Raw genomic sequence first — 15,086 nt, forward strand, 5'->3', positions numbered from 1 at the left:
ACCTCACCTCCCCGGATGCCGTGGCCTTCCGGCCCCTGGCGGCGGTTCCCTTGCCGGCCAGCCTGCCGCTGCTTCTGAGTGGTCTGCTGGGGTTGTGCGCCATCGCCAGTCGCCGTACCTGATTCTTCGACAAGTCTAGCAAGAGTCTCATGCGCATGTCTGGGCCGAAAGGGAATCTCCAGGCGAGTAATCTGTGAAAAAACCGGGCAGGTTGCTGTACGAATCGTGGAGCCCCAGGTACAGGCGGGTCGTATTGGTCGGGATATTGAACAGCTGGATGTCGCCGGAACCGGTGCCGATGATCCCGCGCCGACAACTTATCCAGTTGCACGAGACCCCCTGGACAATAAGGTGAACCGCCGCTGTTGGTTTCCCACAGTGCTGTGCAACAGTCCCCCTTGCCGTGGGGAACCGGGGAAAGTCCTGCGGTTTCAGGCAGAAGCCAGTTGTCTCAACGTCGAGGCCGCCTGAACCATGTTTCGGATCGCCTGTTCGACTTCCGGCCAGGCGCGTGTCTTGAGTCCGCAGTCCGGGTTGATCCACAATCGTTCGACGGGGATGCGCCGGGCGGCCTTGTGCATGAGGTCGACCATCTGCGCCACGTCCGGGATATTGGGTGAGTGGATGTCATAGACGCCCGGGCCAATCTCGTTCGGGTAGCTGAAATCGTCGAAGACATCCAGCAGTTCCATGTCGGAACGCGAGGTCTCAATGGTAATGACATCCGCGTCCATATGGGCGATGGCTTCGATGATGTCATTGAACTCGGAATAACACATATGGGTGTGTATCTGGGTTTCATCGCTAACCCCGTTGGCGGCGATACGAAAGGATTCCACTGCCCAGTCGAGGTAGTCCTGCCATTCGGATTTTCGCAGTGGCAGGCCTTCGCGCAGCGCGGCTTCATCGATCTGAATCACGTTCAGGCCGGCGGCCTCCAGATCCAGTACTTCCTGGCGCACAGCGAGAGCCAGTTGCAGGCAGGTTTCGCTGCGCGGCTGATCGTCGCGCACGAAGGACCAGTTGAGGATCGTCACCGGGCCGGTCAGCATGCCTTTCATCGGCTTGTCGGTGAGGGACTGGGCGTATTTTATCCACTCGACGGTCATGGGCCGGGGGCGGCTGATATCGCCGTACAGGATGGGTGGCTTGACGCAGCGTGAGCCGTAGGACTGCACCCAGCCAAACTGACTGAACGCGTAGCCGTCGAGTTGTTCGCCAAAGTATTCCACCATGTCGTTGCGCTCGGCCTCACCATGCACCAGCACGTCGAGTCCGAGTTTTTCCTGTTCACGCACGGCATGTTCAATCTCGGCCTTGATTTTCGACGTGTATTCGTCGGCGGAAATCTCCTGTTTTTTGAAGGCCAGGCGGGTATTGCGGATATCCGGTGTCTGCGGGAACGAGCCGATGGTGGTGGTCGGATACAACGGCAGATTCAGGCGGGTGCGTTGCCGGGTGTGCCGTTCAGCGTAGGGACGCTGGCGCTTGCCCATGTCGGGGGTAATATTTTTTACCGCGTCTTTCACTGCCGGATGATGAACGCGAGGGGAGTTGTTGCGGCTTTCGATGGCAGCCTTGTTGGCAGCGAGTTCGTCGGCCACGGTTGCCCGGCCTTCGTTGATGGCCTTGCCCAGCACCGCCAGTTCCGCCAGTTTCTGTTTGGCGAAGGCCAGCCAGTTCCGGATATCGGCGTCCAGTTGTTCTTCACTGTCCAGATCCACCGGCACATGCAGCAGCGAGCACGACGGCGCAATCCACAGACGCTCCCGCCGTTTCCTGGCGATCGGCTCCAGCCAGTCCAGAGTTACATTCAGATCGGTTTTCCAGATATTGCGTCCGTCGATGACACCGATTGACAGCACTTTGTGCGCAGGCAGCCAGTCCATGACCCTGCCGAGTTCCTCGCGGCCACGCACCGCATCCACGTGCAGACCCGCGACCGGCAGATTGCAGGCCAGTTGCAGGTTGTCCTGCAGGGTGCCGAAGTAGGTTGTCAGCAGCAACTTGACCCGGCTTCCCTTGAGTTCATGGTAGGCATGGTTGAAGGCACGCTGCCAGTCGGCATCCAGTTCGGTGACCAGGGCAGGTTCGTCAATCTGCATCCACTCAGCGCCGGCGCCGGCGATTGTCTCCAGCAGTTCCCGGTATACCGGTAACAGCCTGGCCAGCAGGTCCAGGCGGCTGGATGTGTCTTTTGCCTTGGACAACCACAGGTATGTCACGGGGCCGATAATGACAGGCCTGGCGTTGATACCGGCGTCCCGTGCTTCAGCCAGCTGATCCAGCAGGCGTTGCGCATTCAGCGAGAAGGTCGTATCCGCTGTCACCTCCGGTACGATGTAGTGGTAGTTGGTATCCAGCCACTTGGTCATTTCCGACGCGTGCACGCCGTTGTCATCCGTGTCATTCGAGGAACGGCCACGGGCGACGCGGAAGTAATTGTCCATCTCACTGCCTGCCAGGCGCGCGACCCGTGTCGGCAGGTTGCCGAGCGTGAAGCTCATGTCCAGCACGTGATCGTAGAGCGAGAAATCCCCGACAGGCACCTGGTCCAGTGCCTGCTGGGCCTGCCAGTTGAGGCTGCGGATGGCGCTGGCGCTGGCTTCTAATTCGGCTTCGGATATCTGGCCTTTCCAGAATGCTTCCAGCGCAAATTTAAGTTCACGTTTTGCGCCGATACGTGGAAAACCAAGGTTGTGAATCAATGCCATGTGAATGCCTCCTGGCCAAGCGATAGTGTGGAGGCATTCTGTGATGGATGATGCATGAATAAAAATGGTATTATTTCATTATTCGATGAATCTCATTCATGTATCTATAATGGCCATACTGGAACGCACCCATCTCGCAATCATCCGTGCCGTCGAGCGGCAAGGTTCCATGACGGCGGCGGCGGAGATGCTGCACCTCAGCCAGTCGGCGCTTAGCCACAGTATGCGAAAACTGGAGGACCAGCTCGGCGTCGCGATCTGGCGCCGTGAAGGCCGCCGCCTGCGCCTCACCCAGGCCGGGGAGTCCCTGTACAAACTGGCCGAACGGCTGCTGCCGCAGCTGGAACGGGCGGAGGATAATCTGCGCCAGATCGCCCGTGGCGAGCGCGGCACCCTGCGCATCGGCATGGAGTGTCACCCCTGCTACGAATGGCTGCGACGAATCGTCTCGCCCTATCTGGCCGCCTGGCCGGCGGTGGACGTGGACGTGAAGCAGCAATTCCAGTTTGGCGGTATCGCTGCGCTGTTTGCCTGGGAGATCGACCTGCTCGTGACCCCCGACCCCCTCTACAAGCCGGGTCTCGTGTTCGAACCGGTATTCGAATACGAGCAGGTACTGGTGGTCGGCCGCACGCATTCCCTGGCACGGCTCAAGCACGTCGAACCGGCGCAGTTGACCGACCAGGTGCTGATTACCTACCCGGTCGAAACGAACCGTCTGGACATCTTCAACCGGTTCCTGCAGCCGGCGGGTATCAGCCCGAAACGCCACAAGACCATCGAGACCACCGACATCATGCTGCAAATGGTCGCCAGTGGCCGCGGCGTGGCGGCATTGCCGCGCTGGCTGGTCGAGGAATACCGCAACAAGCTGGACGTGACGCCGGTCCGGCTGGGCGCACCGGGCATCACCAAACAGATTTTTCTCGGCGTGCGCGAGGCGGATAGCGGAACCGACTACCTGCGTGCTTTCATCGCGCTGGCGCGCGGGCATCGCGATCCGGAGTCCCCCGCTTTGTGAATCCCGGAAAGGGTAGCGAGAACAGAACACCGGGGTTCGTGTCAGCGTATTCCGGTGCGTTCGGCCTTGTCATAAATTCTTCAGATTGCTGTCATCGTCCCGACCCATAACCCGCCTACCGTGTGCGCCGGTTATCCGTTTTTTCTTCCAGGTCGCGCAGGAGTCATCCATTATGTCCCGTACAAAAAAAGTTGGTATGAACTACACACGTTTTTCCGTCTCGGCCATCTCCCTGGCCATTGGTCTGTCCCTGGGGGGCGTCGCGCAGGCGGAGTCACCGCAGCAGTGGTACCGTGAGGGTGCCCAGGCGGTGGAACAGGCCCAGAAGTTGCGTGCCGACCGGCACCGTGCCAAAAACGTCATCCTCTTCGTCGGTGATGGCATGGGCATTTCCACCGCGACCGCCGCTCGTATCCTTGAAGGCCAGCTGCGTGGTGAGAACGGTGAGGAGAATCGACTCGCCTTCGAGATGCTGCCCTACGTGGCGCTGTCGAAAACCTATAACACCAACCAGCAGACCCCCGACTCGGCCGGCACCATGACCGCCATGATGACCGGGGTGAAGTCGAAGGCCGGGGTGATCTCGGTCAACCAGAATGTTGAACGCGGCAACTGTGCCAGCTCCATCGGCAATGAACTGACCACCTTTCTGGAACAGGCCGAGATGGCCGGCATGGCGACCGGCGTGGTCACCACCGCCCGCATCACACACGCGACACCCGCCGCCACGTATGCCCATGTGCCGGAGCGCAACTGGGAGAGTGACGACAAGCTGACCGACGAGGCCCGGCAGAGTGGCTGCAAGGACATCGCCCGCCAGCTCATCGAATTCCCCTATGGCGACGGACTGGAAGTCGCGATGGGTGGCGGCCGTCGTCACTTCATCCCGAACAGCATGGTCGATGGCGAGGGCAAGAGCGGCAAGCGCAAGGATGGCCGCGACCTGACCGCCGAGTGGGTGGCCAACTACGACGATGCCGCCTATGTGTGGAACCGCGAGCAGTTCGAGGCCATCGATACCGATGAAGTGGACCACCTGCTTGGGCTGTTTGAAAGTTCGCACATGGAATACGAATTCGACCGCCCCACGGATGACGCCGGCGAACCCGGTCTGGCGGAGATGACGGTCAAGGCCATCGAGGTGCTGGACAACAATAAAAAGGGTTTCTTCCTGCACGTGGAAAGCGGCCGGATCGATCACGGTCATCACGCGGGCAACGCCTATCGCGCCCTGACCGATGCCATCGAGTTTTCCAATGCCGTCAAGGCCGCGATGGAAACGGTGGACATGGATGACACGCTGATCATTGTCACCGCTGATCACAGTCATGTGTTCACCATCGCCGGCTACCCGACGCGCGGCAACCCTATCCTTGGCAAGGTCGTGGGCAACGACAGCGCCGGCAACGCCAATCCCTATGCGCAACTGGCTGAGGACGGCATGCCCTACACCACCCTGGGCTATACCAACGGTCGCGGTTTCCATGACCTTGAGACCGGTGGCGATAGCGTCTACGGCGAGCCAGTCAATGCCGGCAGCCGCACGGATCTGGGTGCGCTGGATACCGAGGACCAGGGCTTCCACCAGGAGGCACTGGTACCACTGTCCTCCGAGACCCACGCCGGTGAGGACGTTGCCATCTATGCCGGAGGTCCGGGTGCGTACATGGTGCACGGTGTGCAGGAGCAGAACGTGATCTACCACGTGATGCGCGAGGCCACCCGCATGGATCGCAAGCTGAAGCGTGCAAGGCGCGAGAAGCGTGACCGCGACATCTGATCGGGGTCAAAGATGTGTTGGGGGGAGAGGGGGCCTGGTGCCCCTTCTTTTTTCAGACCTGTTTTTCCCGCAGCATTTTTGGAGATGAACTCATGAAAATCGGCATATCGATCATTCTGTTCGGCATCATGGCCGTTATCCTGCCGGGCGCCGTTGTACAGGCGTCGAACGAAGCTGGCAAGGTCAGTCCTGTGCTCGAAGCCCGGTTTGAGACCCGCAGCATACAACTGGCGCGGCGGCCACAGGCCAGCCGGCAGCCATGGCATCTGCTGCGCTCGCCGCGCCAGGTGGAGGTGTGGAATGACGCCGGGGAACAACGCCAGCACTGGCAACGCGGCGCCAATGGCAGCATCGAATACAGTCACATTTTCCTGCCACAGGGCAAGAGCGTGGATTACACCGCGGGCGATCTGCGGTCACTGGGCCGGTATCCCGACTGGACCCGTCTGGGGAGCGTGATTGATCCCGCCGTGCTGCGCCGGTTGACGCGCAGTGGTCGCGTCGAGGTGCTGGGGCGCAAGGCCGAGCGCTATCTGGGGCAGGTGAATGGCGTCGACCTGGAAATCCTGTGGCTGGCGGATCTCGAACTGCCGGCGCTGGTGCGTCGTGTCTATGGTGACCGCGAGGTCAGCATCCACCTGCTGGACCTGCGGACCGGTGAGGCCGTGTCAGCGTCTTTCATGGACACCGGCGACTATGACCACCTCGACTACGCCGATCTGGGCGATATGGAGGCCGATCCCTTCGTGCAGCAACTGCAGCTGGCCGAAGGGGGACACGCGCATCACTGACCGACGCCGGTGTTCACTATCATTGACGCCGCTGTATCCCGGCGCGAACGGCTAGCGCGCAGGCTGCACCTTGAGTGGCGCCAGTACGCGTGGCCGCTTGTCCTCCGCCTTGTCTGCCGTCCCGGACTGGCTGGCGGCGGGCAAGCGGCCCGGCGTCACCTGCACGGGTCGTGCAGCCGTGCTTCCCGGCTGTGTGCTGTTGGTGCCGGGCAGCACAGGCTTGGGCACCGTCTTCAAGGGTGTGGTCTTGAAGGGTGCTGGCTTGCCCGACGGCATGCGCCCCGGTTTATCCTGGCAAAAGATCTTGAAGGGGACTTTCGCGGATGTGATCGGACCCTTGTCCAGCAGAATTTCCACCGCCGCCCAGCCGACGTGATCCGGGCCGCTGGTATTGCCTTTGAGCGTTGTGATACCGCCCTTCTTTTTGCCGGCCATCCGGGTGATGGGGGGTAGATTCTGCGTGCCTGCCGTTACCTGCTTTTCTCTCACGGGACTTTTCCAGCCATCAATGATGTAGCGATAACGGACGGTGCCGGAACGCCAGGCAAAAATCTCGGCTGAGAAATTGACCGGAGTCGGACACACCGGCCTGTAGAGCGGAGCGATGGGTTTCATCTTGACCTTGTACGGCACGTTCGGTTTGGAGGAGGGAGGCGTTGCGGGTGGTTTCTTGCCCTTTTGTGTCGGCAGGCATGCGACATAGACGGGCGCTGTTGCCTGCTTATTCATTGTGTATTTTTCATACTTGCCCCAATTTGTCGGCGACAGGGTGTCCTTTAACACTGACTTGAGCGGCTTGCCGCACTCAGCCTTCAGCGTCGCCTGCAGTGCCCCGGGGTACTTGAGGACGAACCCCCAGAGTTGCTCCTCGGCGCGTGTCCGGCCGCTCTTGGTGGCCCGTGTTGCCAGTTCGGCGTTGCACGCCTGCACCGGGTCGGGTTGCATCTGGAACCTGGCGACGGGGACTTCCATCAGGCTTGTTTTTTTGTCATATCCGCGTGGCACGGACTTGTAATTCTTTCCTTCGAATACTGTCGTTTGGACGCCGTGGCTTTCGATCCAGGATTTCAGCATCGGTTGACCTGGACGGCAGTGGGCCTGGATATCCCAGGGCTGGTTCATCGACCCCGAAATATTGGCGATCCCCTCGTAGGTTCCATTTTGCCCGTATACTTCGATGATGGCGCCGCTGTTGGTCTCCGGGATCAGGTCGTTGGATCCGTAGTATTTTTTCATCTTTGCCAGAGTGCGGGAGATACTGATGCTCTCGCCGGGGTCCTTCGCTTGCGCGGCGCCGCCTGCCGTAATGAGCATGCAAGCCACCGTGACTGATGACAAAAACCGACATGTATTCATGAGTTGTCTCCTTATTTTCGCCAGGCGCCCACCGCGCCTCATGTCCCTGTGTCGTTGCGCAACCCGCAACGGTTCAAACGCCTGACAGGTGATGTCCGGTGCGGCAGGTATCTCGAAGGTGGCAGCACGCGTTCAACGCTGGCTTGCGGGCTTGTACCAACCTGCCAGTGCGAATGACAATCCGTTCTGTCCCGATCAGGTTATGCCGTGACTTGATTATTATGTACTATCCGGAAAATACCATGAATCCGCACGTTTGTACGGCAATCCAGCGTCATTGCTGCGCTGGAGGAAATGGAGGAACTGGGAAAAGAGTTTCAGGCAGCAGATGCCGGTGGAGCTATGCAGGAACAAAAAGGTCGTTATAAACCATGAATCCACTTAATGATGTTATCCGCAGCAAAATGCTGCGGCCTCATTGAAGTCTTTTCCGTTGTTTTCCCGATACCTGAACGTCCGAACCATACTGTATCGCTCTGTTGTGGTGTTGCATAAATTCAAACGGTTACACCGTGCTCGTGGGCACATTCTGTACCTGGGGCGGCTCCGCCATGGCTATTCATCCAGCGCTCGTTTACTATCGCATGACGTATGTGATTATGCATGTGAAACAGGAGGATGTACCTGAATACGACACAGTTCAACCAACGGGAGGAGTCATGAAAAGACGAACTTTTCTGCAAGGAAGCGCCATCGGTATCGCGAGCAGTCTGGGCGGTTATTTAACCTGGATTCCCAGAGCAAATGCCGCAACAATTAGAAAAACACTATATATAACCGACGGTTTTATCACGCAGCCGGATGGCGTCGATGTTTACTTTCACGGTTATAGCAGCGCACCAACGACGTTGAACATACCCGGGCCGCCCCTTATCGTTCAGGAGGGCGATACGGTCGAGATCAAGGTTATCAACACGCTGGGCAGCGACCACAGCTTCGTTATCGACGGTGTGGTCGATAGCGGGATAATTCCGGCCGGCATTTCAGCCACCGTAAGTTTCACGGCCGGCACTGCTGGATCCTATCTCTACTACGACAAGCTGAACGCACCCTTCAACCGCCTGGTCGGGTTGCACGGGGGTTTGGCGATCATGCCCAACGGCAGCAGTAACGAGCTCTATGCCGGCAGCCCTACGTTCGTACAGCAGTATGTCTGGATCATGAACGACATCGATCCGGCCTGGCACAGCGAACTCAGTCAGGGCCGCGTCCCGGCCAGCACCTTCAAACCTTACTATTTCACCATCAACGGCCGAAGCATGCGCGTGCCCGGGTCGTCCGATTACAGCAATCCCGATATTGATGCGGGCTATAACCCCGAGACCCGGCTTGAGGGTGGTATCGGTGACCGGGCACTGGTACGCATACTGAATGCCGGTATGGCCATGCACTCTGTGCACTTTCATGCAAACCACGTCGAATGGTTGGCCCGCAACGGTGAAATCAGACCTGACATCTGGAAAAAAGACACTCTCCTCCTGCCCAATAACCGTGGCAGCCTGGATGTTATCTACCCCTTCGAACCCCCGCCCGATGCCTGGCCACCCGTCACTACCGGTCATTTCCCCATGCACCTGCATGACGAAATGACGCAGACCGCCGGCGGTGCGCTGTACCAGTTTGGCACCGCCACCACCATCGCTTTCAAATAACCAGGGGGGAATGGATATGTTTAACGTACTAAAACCTGTACTGATGGGCATGAGAGGTTCCGGTGGAGGCGGTGGTGGCATGGGCAGTGCCTGCTATGTGTACCCCGATGCGCCCGCAACACCGGGCATCGTTACGCCGGACATACGGTTCAGACGCGGAATCTACATGAACGGATCAATCACCATGGACGATGGCGCCAGCGTCACCATCTGGGGCTTTACCGACCCGGACAACGGGATGATGAGCCGCCAGTTCCCGTCACCGGCGATTCGCGTCACGGAAGGTCAGGTCGTCCATACCGAACTGACGGTTGCCGGTAACATGTGGCTGCACACCATTCACCACCACGGCATAGAGCCGAGCACTGAAAACGACGGTGTCGGGCACTATTCTTTCGACGTGGACGGCAGCTACACCTATCAGTGGAAGGCAGCTCATGCCGGTACCTATTTCTACCACTGCCACACCAATACAGTCCTGCATGCCGAAATGGGTATGTACGGCGCCTTGATCATTGACCCGCCGGAAGGTCCCGGCACGCTGTACTCGAACGGACCGACCTATGATGTCGAAGCGGTCTGGGCCTGCGATGAAATAGATTCCAGCTGGCACAACAAGCGCTGGGATGCGGGCACCTGTGGCGGTGACGAAGGCTTTAATTCGTTGAATCCGGATTATTTCATCATTACCGGGGTGGATGGTGCGCAGTCAGCACTCACGGCACCGGGCGTTGCCGTCAACATGAATGTGGGGCAAACCCTGCTGGTGCGATACATTTGCGCAGGATACCTGCCCCAACGCATCAGCTTTGGCGGGTTGGCGGCAACTGTACATATGTCAGATGGTCGACCACTGCCAACTCCGTTCCAGGCAACATCACTCGAAGCATCGTCGGCTGAACGCTATGACTGTATCTTCAAACCGACGACGACCGGTGTCTACGATGTGGTGGTGGAATATCTGGACTGGGTCAGCGGAAATGTCGTGGGTACGGCGATGACACGTATTACGGTTAACTAGACGGGTGCACCGCCGTCCCGTTAACTTCATACCGTCATGCCGGATCTGTTCCGGCATCCAGGAAGTTATTGAAACCACTGGATTCCGGGCCAGGCCCGGAATGACGGGATGCGCCAGCAACGCGTCCAGACGTACCTGTCCCGGCTGACATGATCCAGACGTCAGCTTGGCTGGTCTGGATGGTCATCCTGACCAGATTCAGTGTATAGGGAAAGCCACCCCCCCCGTCGGCGCCAGTGAAATACAGTGTGTTGCTACCGGTGCCCCTGGGGATCATTGCGTCGATGAAGCCACCGCTGAAGATGCCTACCTGTGTCCAGGGTCCCATGTCCGGTACCTGAGCAGGTGTCCAGTAACGACAGGGTTCCAGACAAGGCAATCAGGCCATTGGGCGTGAAGGGGCACAGGTCATAGCGCTGGCTGCAGTCGTGGTGGTCGCAGAAATCCCGGTAGAAGCCCGCGCCTGTGGGCCCGGTCATGCCCGGTATCCACTGGCCGGCCGGGCAGTTACCTGGACGGAGGCAACCCATTAAGGTGTAAAGTACACCGAATTCTGTCGGTATGACTTACAGTTCTAGTGACTGCATATTTGCATAACTATATGAATAAATTATATTATAGTCTTTGGAATGCTTTGTGCATTGCCGGGATTATCTGTTTTCAAATATATTTAACTGTAAATAATAATGACGCATGAGGCAGGTTCTGGTTCGGTGGCGACCGTTGTGAAGATCTCTCTTCTGTCTTCCGGGACGAGGACCTGCAGCGTGGCAGGAGTAGCAGCATGAAAAAACTATTCGCACTGGTGTTGTGGCTGGCCAGTCTGCAGGCACACGCCGTTATCGTAAACGGTGGCACATTCATCACGGATACCGATCTGGGCATCCAGTTTCCGAGCAACTACGCCACGCTCGGGAATGAAGTTCTGGGTCTTTTCACGGTCGATGCCGACGGCACACCGGTCAATATCCTGTCGTTTGGCCAGTACATTGATCTGGTACGTACCATGAACCGTGACAACTATCTGGGGTTCAACGACTGGCGCGCGTTGAAGAGTCCGGATGAAGCGTATGTCTGGGGAAATCTCAATTTTGTCGGTGGTGAAGCCGAGGCATTGATTAACAACGGTCTCGTTCTTCCCATTCGCAGCCTGTGGGGCGGATTAAGAGAATACACTACCACAAATTTCCTCGGACAAACGATTTCCGTCGCGGCTGTCTATAATAGCTGGAATGGTCTCAATGGCTGGAGCGACTACTACAGGATGTATACGCTCAACTGGGGTGGCTGGGATACGGCAGTAGGCATCGGGCTCGTTGTGCGCGATGTTTCCGTGGCAGCAGTGCCGTTGCCCGGTGCCGCTTTGTTGTTCGGTAGCGGCCTGATCGCCTTGCTCGGCGCGCGGATCCGGCGGCCAGGAGCCGTGTAACAGCTTCAGCACCGGCTCGCACGTTCGGCCAGCCGGTGCTGAAGCGGGGGCGGGCGGGATGTCCGGGATCAGGGGACAGGAGGCGCCCAGCTTTTGTCTTCACAGCGCAGTTTGACCGTGACCGGGTAGCTGCGCATGACCTTGTTGGCCCAGCCGGTGCAGGCGCCCCGCACCTGTACCTGTTTCTTGAGGGTCCGGTAGGCGACGGGGGCATTGTTGTTGTGCTGCATGTTGCCGAGCCAGTCTTCCCCCAGGGCCACCCGACAGGCCTCGCCGTATTCCTGTGCCGTGAAAGGCTGGAACTGGATCTTCTTGCTGTATGCCGTGGTCTGGGTCGGGTTGGCGATGACCACGACGGCATTCTGTCCCTGAACCTGATACGAGAGCCAGGAGACTGCCTGGTTCTTGCCGCAGTTCATGGAAACCTTCGCCGACATGTTGGTTTTACCGTGCGAGGTCGCGAGCACATGGGTGGCTACCTCGTTGCCATTGACGACGTTCTTGCGTCCGTGTTTCATGGGGACGACAGCCTGGGTGCCACCGAGTTGCTGGAATGCCGGCGCCTGAGCAGGACCCGGTATTTTCGTCGTATGGATAGCATTCACCGTCGTCTGCGTGCCCTTGCGTTTGTTCAGGTTGCCGGCGACGGGTTTTTTGCCCTGGGCGGACGCGTTTTTCGAGCCGACGATCACGATCTCGCGGGGTTTGTGTCTCTTCGGCAAGGCGGCAGGGCCGGTATTGCGTACCTCGGCCAGCAGCGGGATACCGGTAGACAGCGGCCTCTCGGGTTGTCCGATAACAGGCGAAGCAGGTAACGGTGTGCTGGCTGTCGCGGCCTGTGCTGCGCCGCCTGCAAGCAGCAGAATGCCCAGCGTGTATGAAGCAGGGTGGAAAATTGTCCGGTACATGTTGGTCTCCTTTTTTGTGAGCAGTGGCTGCAGTCGTGCCTGGAGAGGCCGGCGTGCAGCGTATTGTTTCGGGATGTTCCGCTTGATGGGTCGCGGTAACGGGCGGGGCGGTTCAGAATTTTTTCCAGGCAGCGTCAGCCGCGATCAAATCGCGTAGTTACCGGCAGACGTTAATGCCGGCCGCTGCGGAAATTCGATGAAAGCGATGTGCGCAGTAATACGCGGGTTACAGTGTTACTTGCGTACGGTCTGGTTGGCGTTGTTCGCCGGCAATTTCCAGTCGGGCCGCGGGTAGTGGCAGGAGTAGCCGTTGGGGTTGCGTTCGAGGTAGTCCTGGTGTTCCGGTTCGGCTTCGTGGAAGTCACTGGCCGCGGTCACGCGGGTGACCAGCGGCCCTGGCCAGATGCCGGAGGCATCGATTTCCTCGATGAGATCCCGTGCGGTTGTTTGTTGCTGCTCGCTGGCAGGGAAGATCTCGGAGCGATAGGACGGACCGACATCGTTACCCTGTCGGTCGGGTGTGGTCGGGTCGTGGATCTGGAAGAAGAATTCCAGCAGTTCACGGTAGCTGATAACGGCATTGTCGAATTCGATTTCAATGGCTTCGGCGTGGCTGCCGTGGTTGAGGTAGGTGGGTTTGGGCACGTCGCCGCCGGTGTAACCGACGCGGGTTCTGAGCACGCCCGGTTGTTTGCGGATCAGGGCCTGCATGCCCCAGAAGCAGCCGCCGGCCAGAATGGCTTTCTCAATACTCATGCGTCGTCTCCCGTTTCCACCCGTGGAATATACTCCCCGTAACCCTGTGCTTCCATTTCCTCCAGCGGCACGAAGCGCAAGGCCGCCGAGTTGATGCAGTAGCGCAGGCCGCCGCGCTCGGCCGGGCCGTCAGGGAACACATGGCCCAGGTGACTGTCGCCGTGGGTCGAGCGCACTTCGGTTCGGATCATGCCGTGGCTGGTGTCACGCAATGTCGTGATGTAATCCGGATCGATGGGTTTGGTGAAACTCGGCCAGCCGCAGCCGGATTCATATTTGTCGGTGGAAGCGAACAGCGGCTCGCCCGAAACCACGTCTACATAGATGCCGGCTTCCTGGTTGTGCAGATACTCGCCGCTGCCCGGCGCTTCGGTGCCGTTTTGCCGGGTGACGCGGTACTGCTCGGGGCTGAGGCGGGCGATGGCGTCCGGGTCTTTATGGTAGGGTTTCATCGGGTTCTCTTTAGCTGTCACGTGAACTCGATATGAGTTTACACTAACGGGAATGCAAAACCGGACAGCTATTTGGTTCTTTTGCAAATCGACGTACTATACATACTCCCGGGTACCGGAAAATCCATTCCAGTATCGGGTTTCTGGTTTGTTAACTATCGGGCAGGTATAGCGCGGCCCGGGCGGCGGCATCTATCATCGGTCATCACATGGGCAAGGAAACTGACATACGCTGGATGCGCTATGCACTGACACTGGCGCACCAGGCGGCTGAACAGGACGAGGTACCGGTTGGTGCCGTTATTGTTCGTGATGATGTGGTGGTCGGCGAAGGCTGGAACTGCCCCATCTCAACCCATGATCCCACGGCACATGCTGAAATCGTTGCATTGCGTGATGCAGCCATCCGCAGTAATAACTACCGTCTGACCGGTACAACACTTTATGTCACGCTGGAACCCTGCCTGATGTGTGCGGGGGCAATGCTTCATGCGCGTGTCGAGCGGCTGGTGTTTGGTGCCAGCGACCCCAAACGTGGCGCCATCAACAGTACAGCACACGCTTTTGAGACACAGGGGCTGAATCATCGTATTGAAGTAGAAGGCGGGGTTTTGGCAGAGGAGAGTGCGGCTTTACTGAAGGAATTTTTCCGTGTGCGTCGCGGAGACTGAAATCACCGTTTGTCTCTGCTACGCTGTTGAAGAAGGTTGAGTCATCCGTTTCGTATATTGTTTCATGGAGGAAGCAATGCGTACCTTTCCCTGCCTTGTTGTAGTTGCCATTTTCCCTGCCGTAGCATTTTTTCTTCCACTGGCGCACGCTGCGATTTATCGCTGTGTGCAGCCGGACGGTCATATTAGTTACCAGCAGATACGCTGCCACGGTGAAGATAAGCCAATCATCCTTAAAGACAGGCGAAGTGGTGACTCTTCATTACGCCCCGGTGAACGGGCGCTGCTTGAGCAATACCGAAAAAGAGATGCGGCCAGATTTCACAAGCCATCGTCCGGCAGAAAGAAACCTCCCGAAGAGTCTCCGGCTTGCTGGAAGCAGCGAAAACAGCTTGAGGCGATTCGTGCAAAGTTGCGGCGCGGGTATAATCTGGGTGAAGGCGAGAAACTGCATCGAAAACGTGATAATCACAAGGATTATCTGCGACAATTTTGTTCCTGAGCGCACGCGACGGAGCTACTGGAACAATCTGCG

15 protein-coding genes are annotated in these 15,086 nt (G+C 58.4%); 9 read left to right on the forward strand and 6 right to left on the reverse strand.

Features of this window, described 5'->3' with window-relative positions:
* Positions 1-20: 20 nt before the first annotated feature.
* Positions 21-122: a VPLPA-CTERM sorting domain-containing protein gene (locus tag ACW81B_RS08295; protein ID WP_491579865.1), complete on the forward strand. Its 102-nt coding sequence runs from the start codon at positions 21-23 to the stop codon at positions 120-122.
* 309 nt (positions 123-431) lie between these two features.
* On the opposite strand, the gene metE is transcribed toward ACW81B_RS08295, so the two are convergent.
* Positions 432-2,714, reverse strand: a complete 2,283-nt coding sequence (gene metE / locus ACW81B_RS08300) for a 5-methyltetrahydropteroyltriglutamate--homocysteine S-methyltransferase (protein ID WP_491579752.1) — start codon at positions 2,712-2,714, stop codon at positions 432-434.
* Between the two features lie 109 nt (positions 2,715-2,823).
* Here metE and ACW81B_RS08305 point away from each other — a divergent pair, with 109 nt between their 5' ends.
* The 3 genes from ACW81B_RS08305 (at position 2,824) to ACW81B_RS08315 (ending at position 6,306) form a co-directional block, all read left to right on the forward strand.
* Positions 2,824-3,735, forward strand: a complete 912-nt coding sequence (locus tag ACW81B_RS08305) for a LysR family transcriptional regulator (protein WP_491579753.1) — start codon at positions 2,824-2,826, stop codon at positions 3,733-3,735.
* 172 nt (positions 3,736-3,907) lie between these two features.
* On the forward strand, positions 3,908-5,515 hold the full coding sequence (locus tag ACW81B_RS08310; RefSeq protein ID WP_491579754.1) for an alkaline phosphatase family protein: 1,608 nt from the start codon (positions 3,908-3,910) through the stop codon (positions 5,513-5,515).
* Between the two features lie 92 nt (positions 5,516-5,607).
* Complete coding sequence (locus ACW81B_RS08315) at positions 5,608-6,306, forward strand: hypothetical protein (protein WP_491579755.1); 699 nt, start codon at positions 5,608-5,610, stop codon at positions 6,304-6,306.
* A gap of 51 nt (positions 6,307-6,357) precedes the next feature.
* Here the strand turns inward: ACW81B_RS08315 and ACW81B_RS08320 are convergent, their stop codons facing one another.
* Positions 6,358-7,620: a hypothetical protein gene (locus ACW81B_RS08320; RefSeq protein ID WP_491579756.1), complete on the reverse strand. Its 1,263-nt coding sequence runs from the start codon at positions 7,618-7,620 to the stop codon at positions 6,358-6,360.
* Positions 7,621-8,321: 701 nt separating this feature from the next.
* Here ACW81B_RS08320 and ACW81B_RS08325 point away from each other — a divergent pair.
* Together ACW81B_RS08325 and ACW81B_RS08330 are read left to right on the forward strand one after the other, a co-directional pair.
* Positions 8,322-9,314 carry a multicopper oxidase domain-containing protein gene (locus ACW81B_RS08325; RefSeq protein WP_491579757.1) on the forward strand — a complete coding sequence of 331 codons (993 nt, stop codon included), beginning with the start codon at positions 8,322-8,324 and terminating at the stop codon, positions 9,312-9,314.
* Positions 9,315-9,330: 16 nt separating this feature from the next.
* Positions 9,331-10,335, forward strand: a complete 1,005-nt coding sequence (locus ACW81B_RS08330; protein WP_491579758.1) for a multicopper oxidase domain-containing protein — start codon at positions 9,331-9,333, stop codon at positions 10,333-10,335.
* Between the two features lie 34 nt (positions 10,336-10,369).
* Here ACW81B_RS08330 and ACW81B_RS08335 read toward each other — a convergent pair whose 3' ends face one another.
* Positions 10,370-10,663 (reverse strand): hypothetical protein, encoded by a 294-nt coding sequence (locus ACW81B_RS08335; protein WP_491579759.1) that lies wholly within the window; start codon positions 10,661-10,663, stop codon positions 10,370-10,372.
* A gap of 456 nt (positions 10,664-11,119) precedes the next feature.
* Here ACW81B_RS08335 and ACW81B_RS08340 point away from each other — a divergent pair, with 456 nt between their 5' ends.
* Positions 11,120-11,764 (forward strand): hypothetical protein, encoded by a 645-nt coding sequence (locus ACW81B_RS08340; RefSeq protein WP_491579760.1) that lies wholly within the window; start codon positions 11,120-11,122, stop codon positions 11,762-11,764.
* A gap of 68 nt (positions 11,765-11,832) precedes the next feature.
* On the opposite strand, the gene ACW81B_RS08345 is transcribed toward ACW81B_RS08340, so the two are convergent.
* The 3 genes from ACW81B_RS08345 to msrB form a co-directional block, all read right to left on the reverse strand.
* Positions 11,833-12,672 carry a hypothetical protein gene (locus tag ACW81B_RS08345; protein ID WP_491579761.1) on the reverse strand — a complete coding sequence of 280 codons (840 nt, stop codon included), beginning with the start codon at positions 12,670-12,672 and terminating at the stop codon, positions 11,833-11,835.
* Between the two features lie 234 nt (positions 12,673-12,906).
* Positions 12,907-13,428 (reverse strand): peptide-methionine (S)-S-oxide reductase MsrA, encoded by a 522-nt coding sequence (gene msrA, locus ACW81B_RS08350; protein ID WP_491579762.1) that lies wholly within the window; start codon positions 13,426-13,428, stop codon positions 12,907-12,909.
* On the reverse strand, positions 13,425-13,880 hold the full coding sequence (gene msrB / locus ACW81B_RS08355) for a peptide-methionine (R)-S-oxide reductase MsrB (protein WP_491579763.1): 456 nt from the start codon (positions 13,878-13,880) through the stop codon (positions 13,425-13,427). Before msrB ends, msrA begins: the two co-directional genes overlap by 4 nt.
* A gap of 209 nt (positions 13,881-14,089) precedes the next feature.
* Here msrB and tadA point away from each other — a divergent pair, with 209 nt between their 5' ends.
* Both tadA and ACW81B_RS08365 read left to right on the forward strand, forming a co-directional pair.
* Positions 14,090-14,551 (forward strand): tRNA adenosine(34) deaminase TadA, encoded by a 462-nt coding sequence (tadA, locus tag ACW81B_RS08360; protein ID WP_491579764.1) that lies wholly within the window; start codon positions 14,090-14,092, stop codon positions 14,549-14,551.
* 64 nt (positions 14,552-14,615) lie between these two features.
* Positions 14,616-15,053, forward strand: a complete 438-nt coding sequence (locus tag ACW81B_RS08365) for a DUF4124 domain-containing protein (RefSeq protein ID WP_491579765.1) — start codon at positions 14,616-14,618, stop codon at positions 15,051-15,053.
* Positions 15,054-15,086 lie beyond the last annotated feature (33 nt).

It is taken from the genome of Thiogranum sp. (genome assembly GCF_058323355.1).

Excerpts from the sequence above, each read along its gene's own strand:
- ACW81B_RS08340 (WP_491579760.1), top strand. The coding sequence starts at position 11,120 with ATGAAAAAACTATTCGCACTGGTGTTGTGGCTGGCCAGTCTGCAGGCA.
- ACW81B_RS08365 (WP_491579765.1), top strand. The coding sequence starts at position 14,616 with ATGGAGGAAGCAATGCGTACCTTTCCCTGCCTTGTTGTAGTTGCCATT.
- ACW81B_RS08335 (WP_491579759.1), bottom strand. The coding sequence starts at position 10,663 with ATGGGACCCTGGACACAGGTAGGCATCTTCAGCGGTGGCTTCATCGAC.
- ACW81B_RS08315 (WP_491579755.1), top strand. The coding sequence starts at position 5,608 with ATGAAAATCGGCATATCGATCATTCTGTTCGGCATCATGGCCGTTATC.
- ACW81B_RS08320 (WP_491579756.1), bottom strand. The coding sequence starts at position 7,620 with ATGCTCATTACGGCAGGCGGCGCCGCGCAAGCGAAGGACCCCGGCGAG.
- msrA (WP_491579762.1), bottom strand. The coding sequence starts at position 13,428 with ATGAGTATTGAGAAAGCCATTCTGGCCGGCGGCTGCTTCTGGGGCATG.
- msrB (WP_491579763.1), bottom strand. The coding sequence starts at position 13,880 with ATGAAACCCTACCATAAAGACCCGGACGCCATCGCCCGCCTCAGCCCC.
- ACW81B_RS08305 (WP_491579753.1), top strand. The coding sequence starts at position 2,824 with ATGGCCATACTGGAACGCACCCATCTCGCAATCATCCGTGCCGTCGAG.
- tadA (WP_491579764.1), top strand. The coding sequence starts at position 14,090 with ATGGGCAAGGAAACTGACATACGCTGGATGCGCTATGCACTGACACTG.
- ACW81B_RS08310 (WP_491579754.1), top strand. The coding sequence starts at position 3,908 with ATGTCCCGTACAAAAAAAGTTGGTATGAACTACACACGTTTTTCCGTC.
- metE (WP_491579752.1), bottom strand. The coding sequence starts at position 2,714 with ATGGCATTGATTCACAACCTTGGTTTTCCACGTATCGGCGCAAAACGT.
- ACW81B_RS08345 (WP_491579761.1), bottom strand. The coding sequence starts at position 12,672 with ATGTACCGGACAATTTTCCACCCTGCTTCATACACGCTGGGCATTCTG.
- ACW81B_RS08325 (WP_491579757.1), top strand. The coding sequence starts at position 8,322 with ATGAAAAGACGAACTTTTCTGCAAGGAAGCGCCATCGGTATCGCGAGC.
- ACW81B_RS08330 (WP_491579758.1), top strand. The coding sequence starts at position 9,331 with ATGTTTAACGTACTAAAACCTGTACTGATGGGCATGAGAGGTTCCGGT.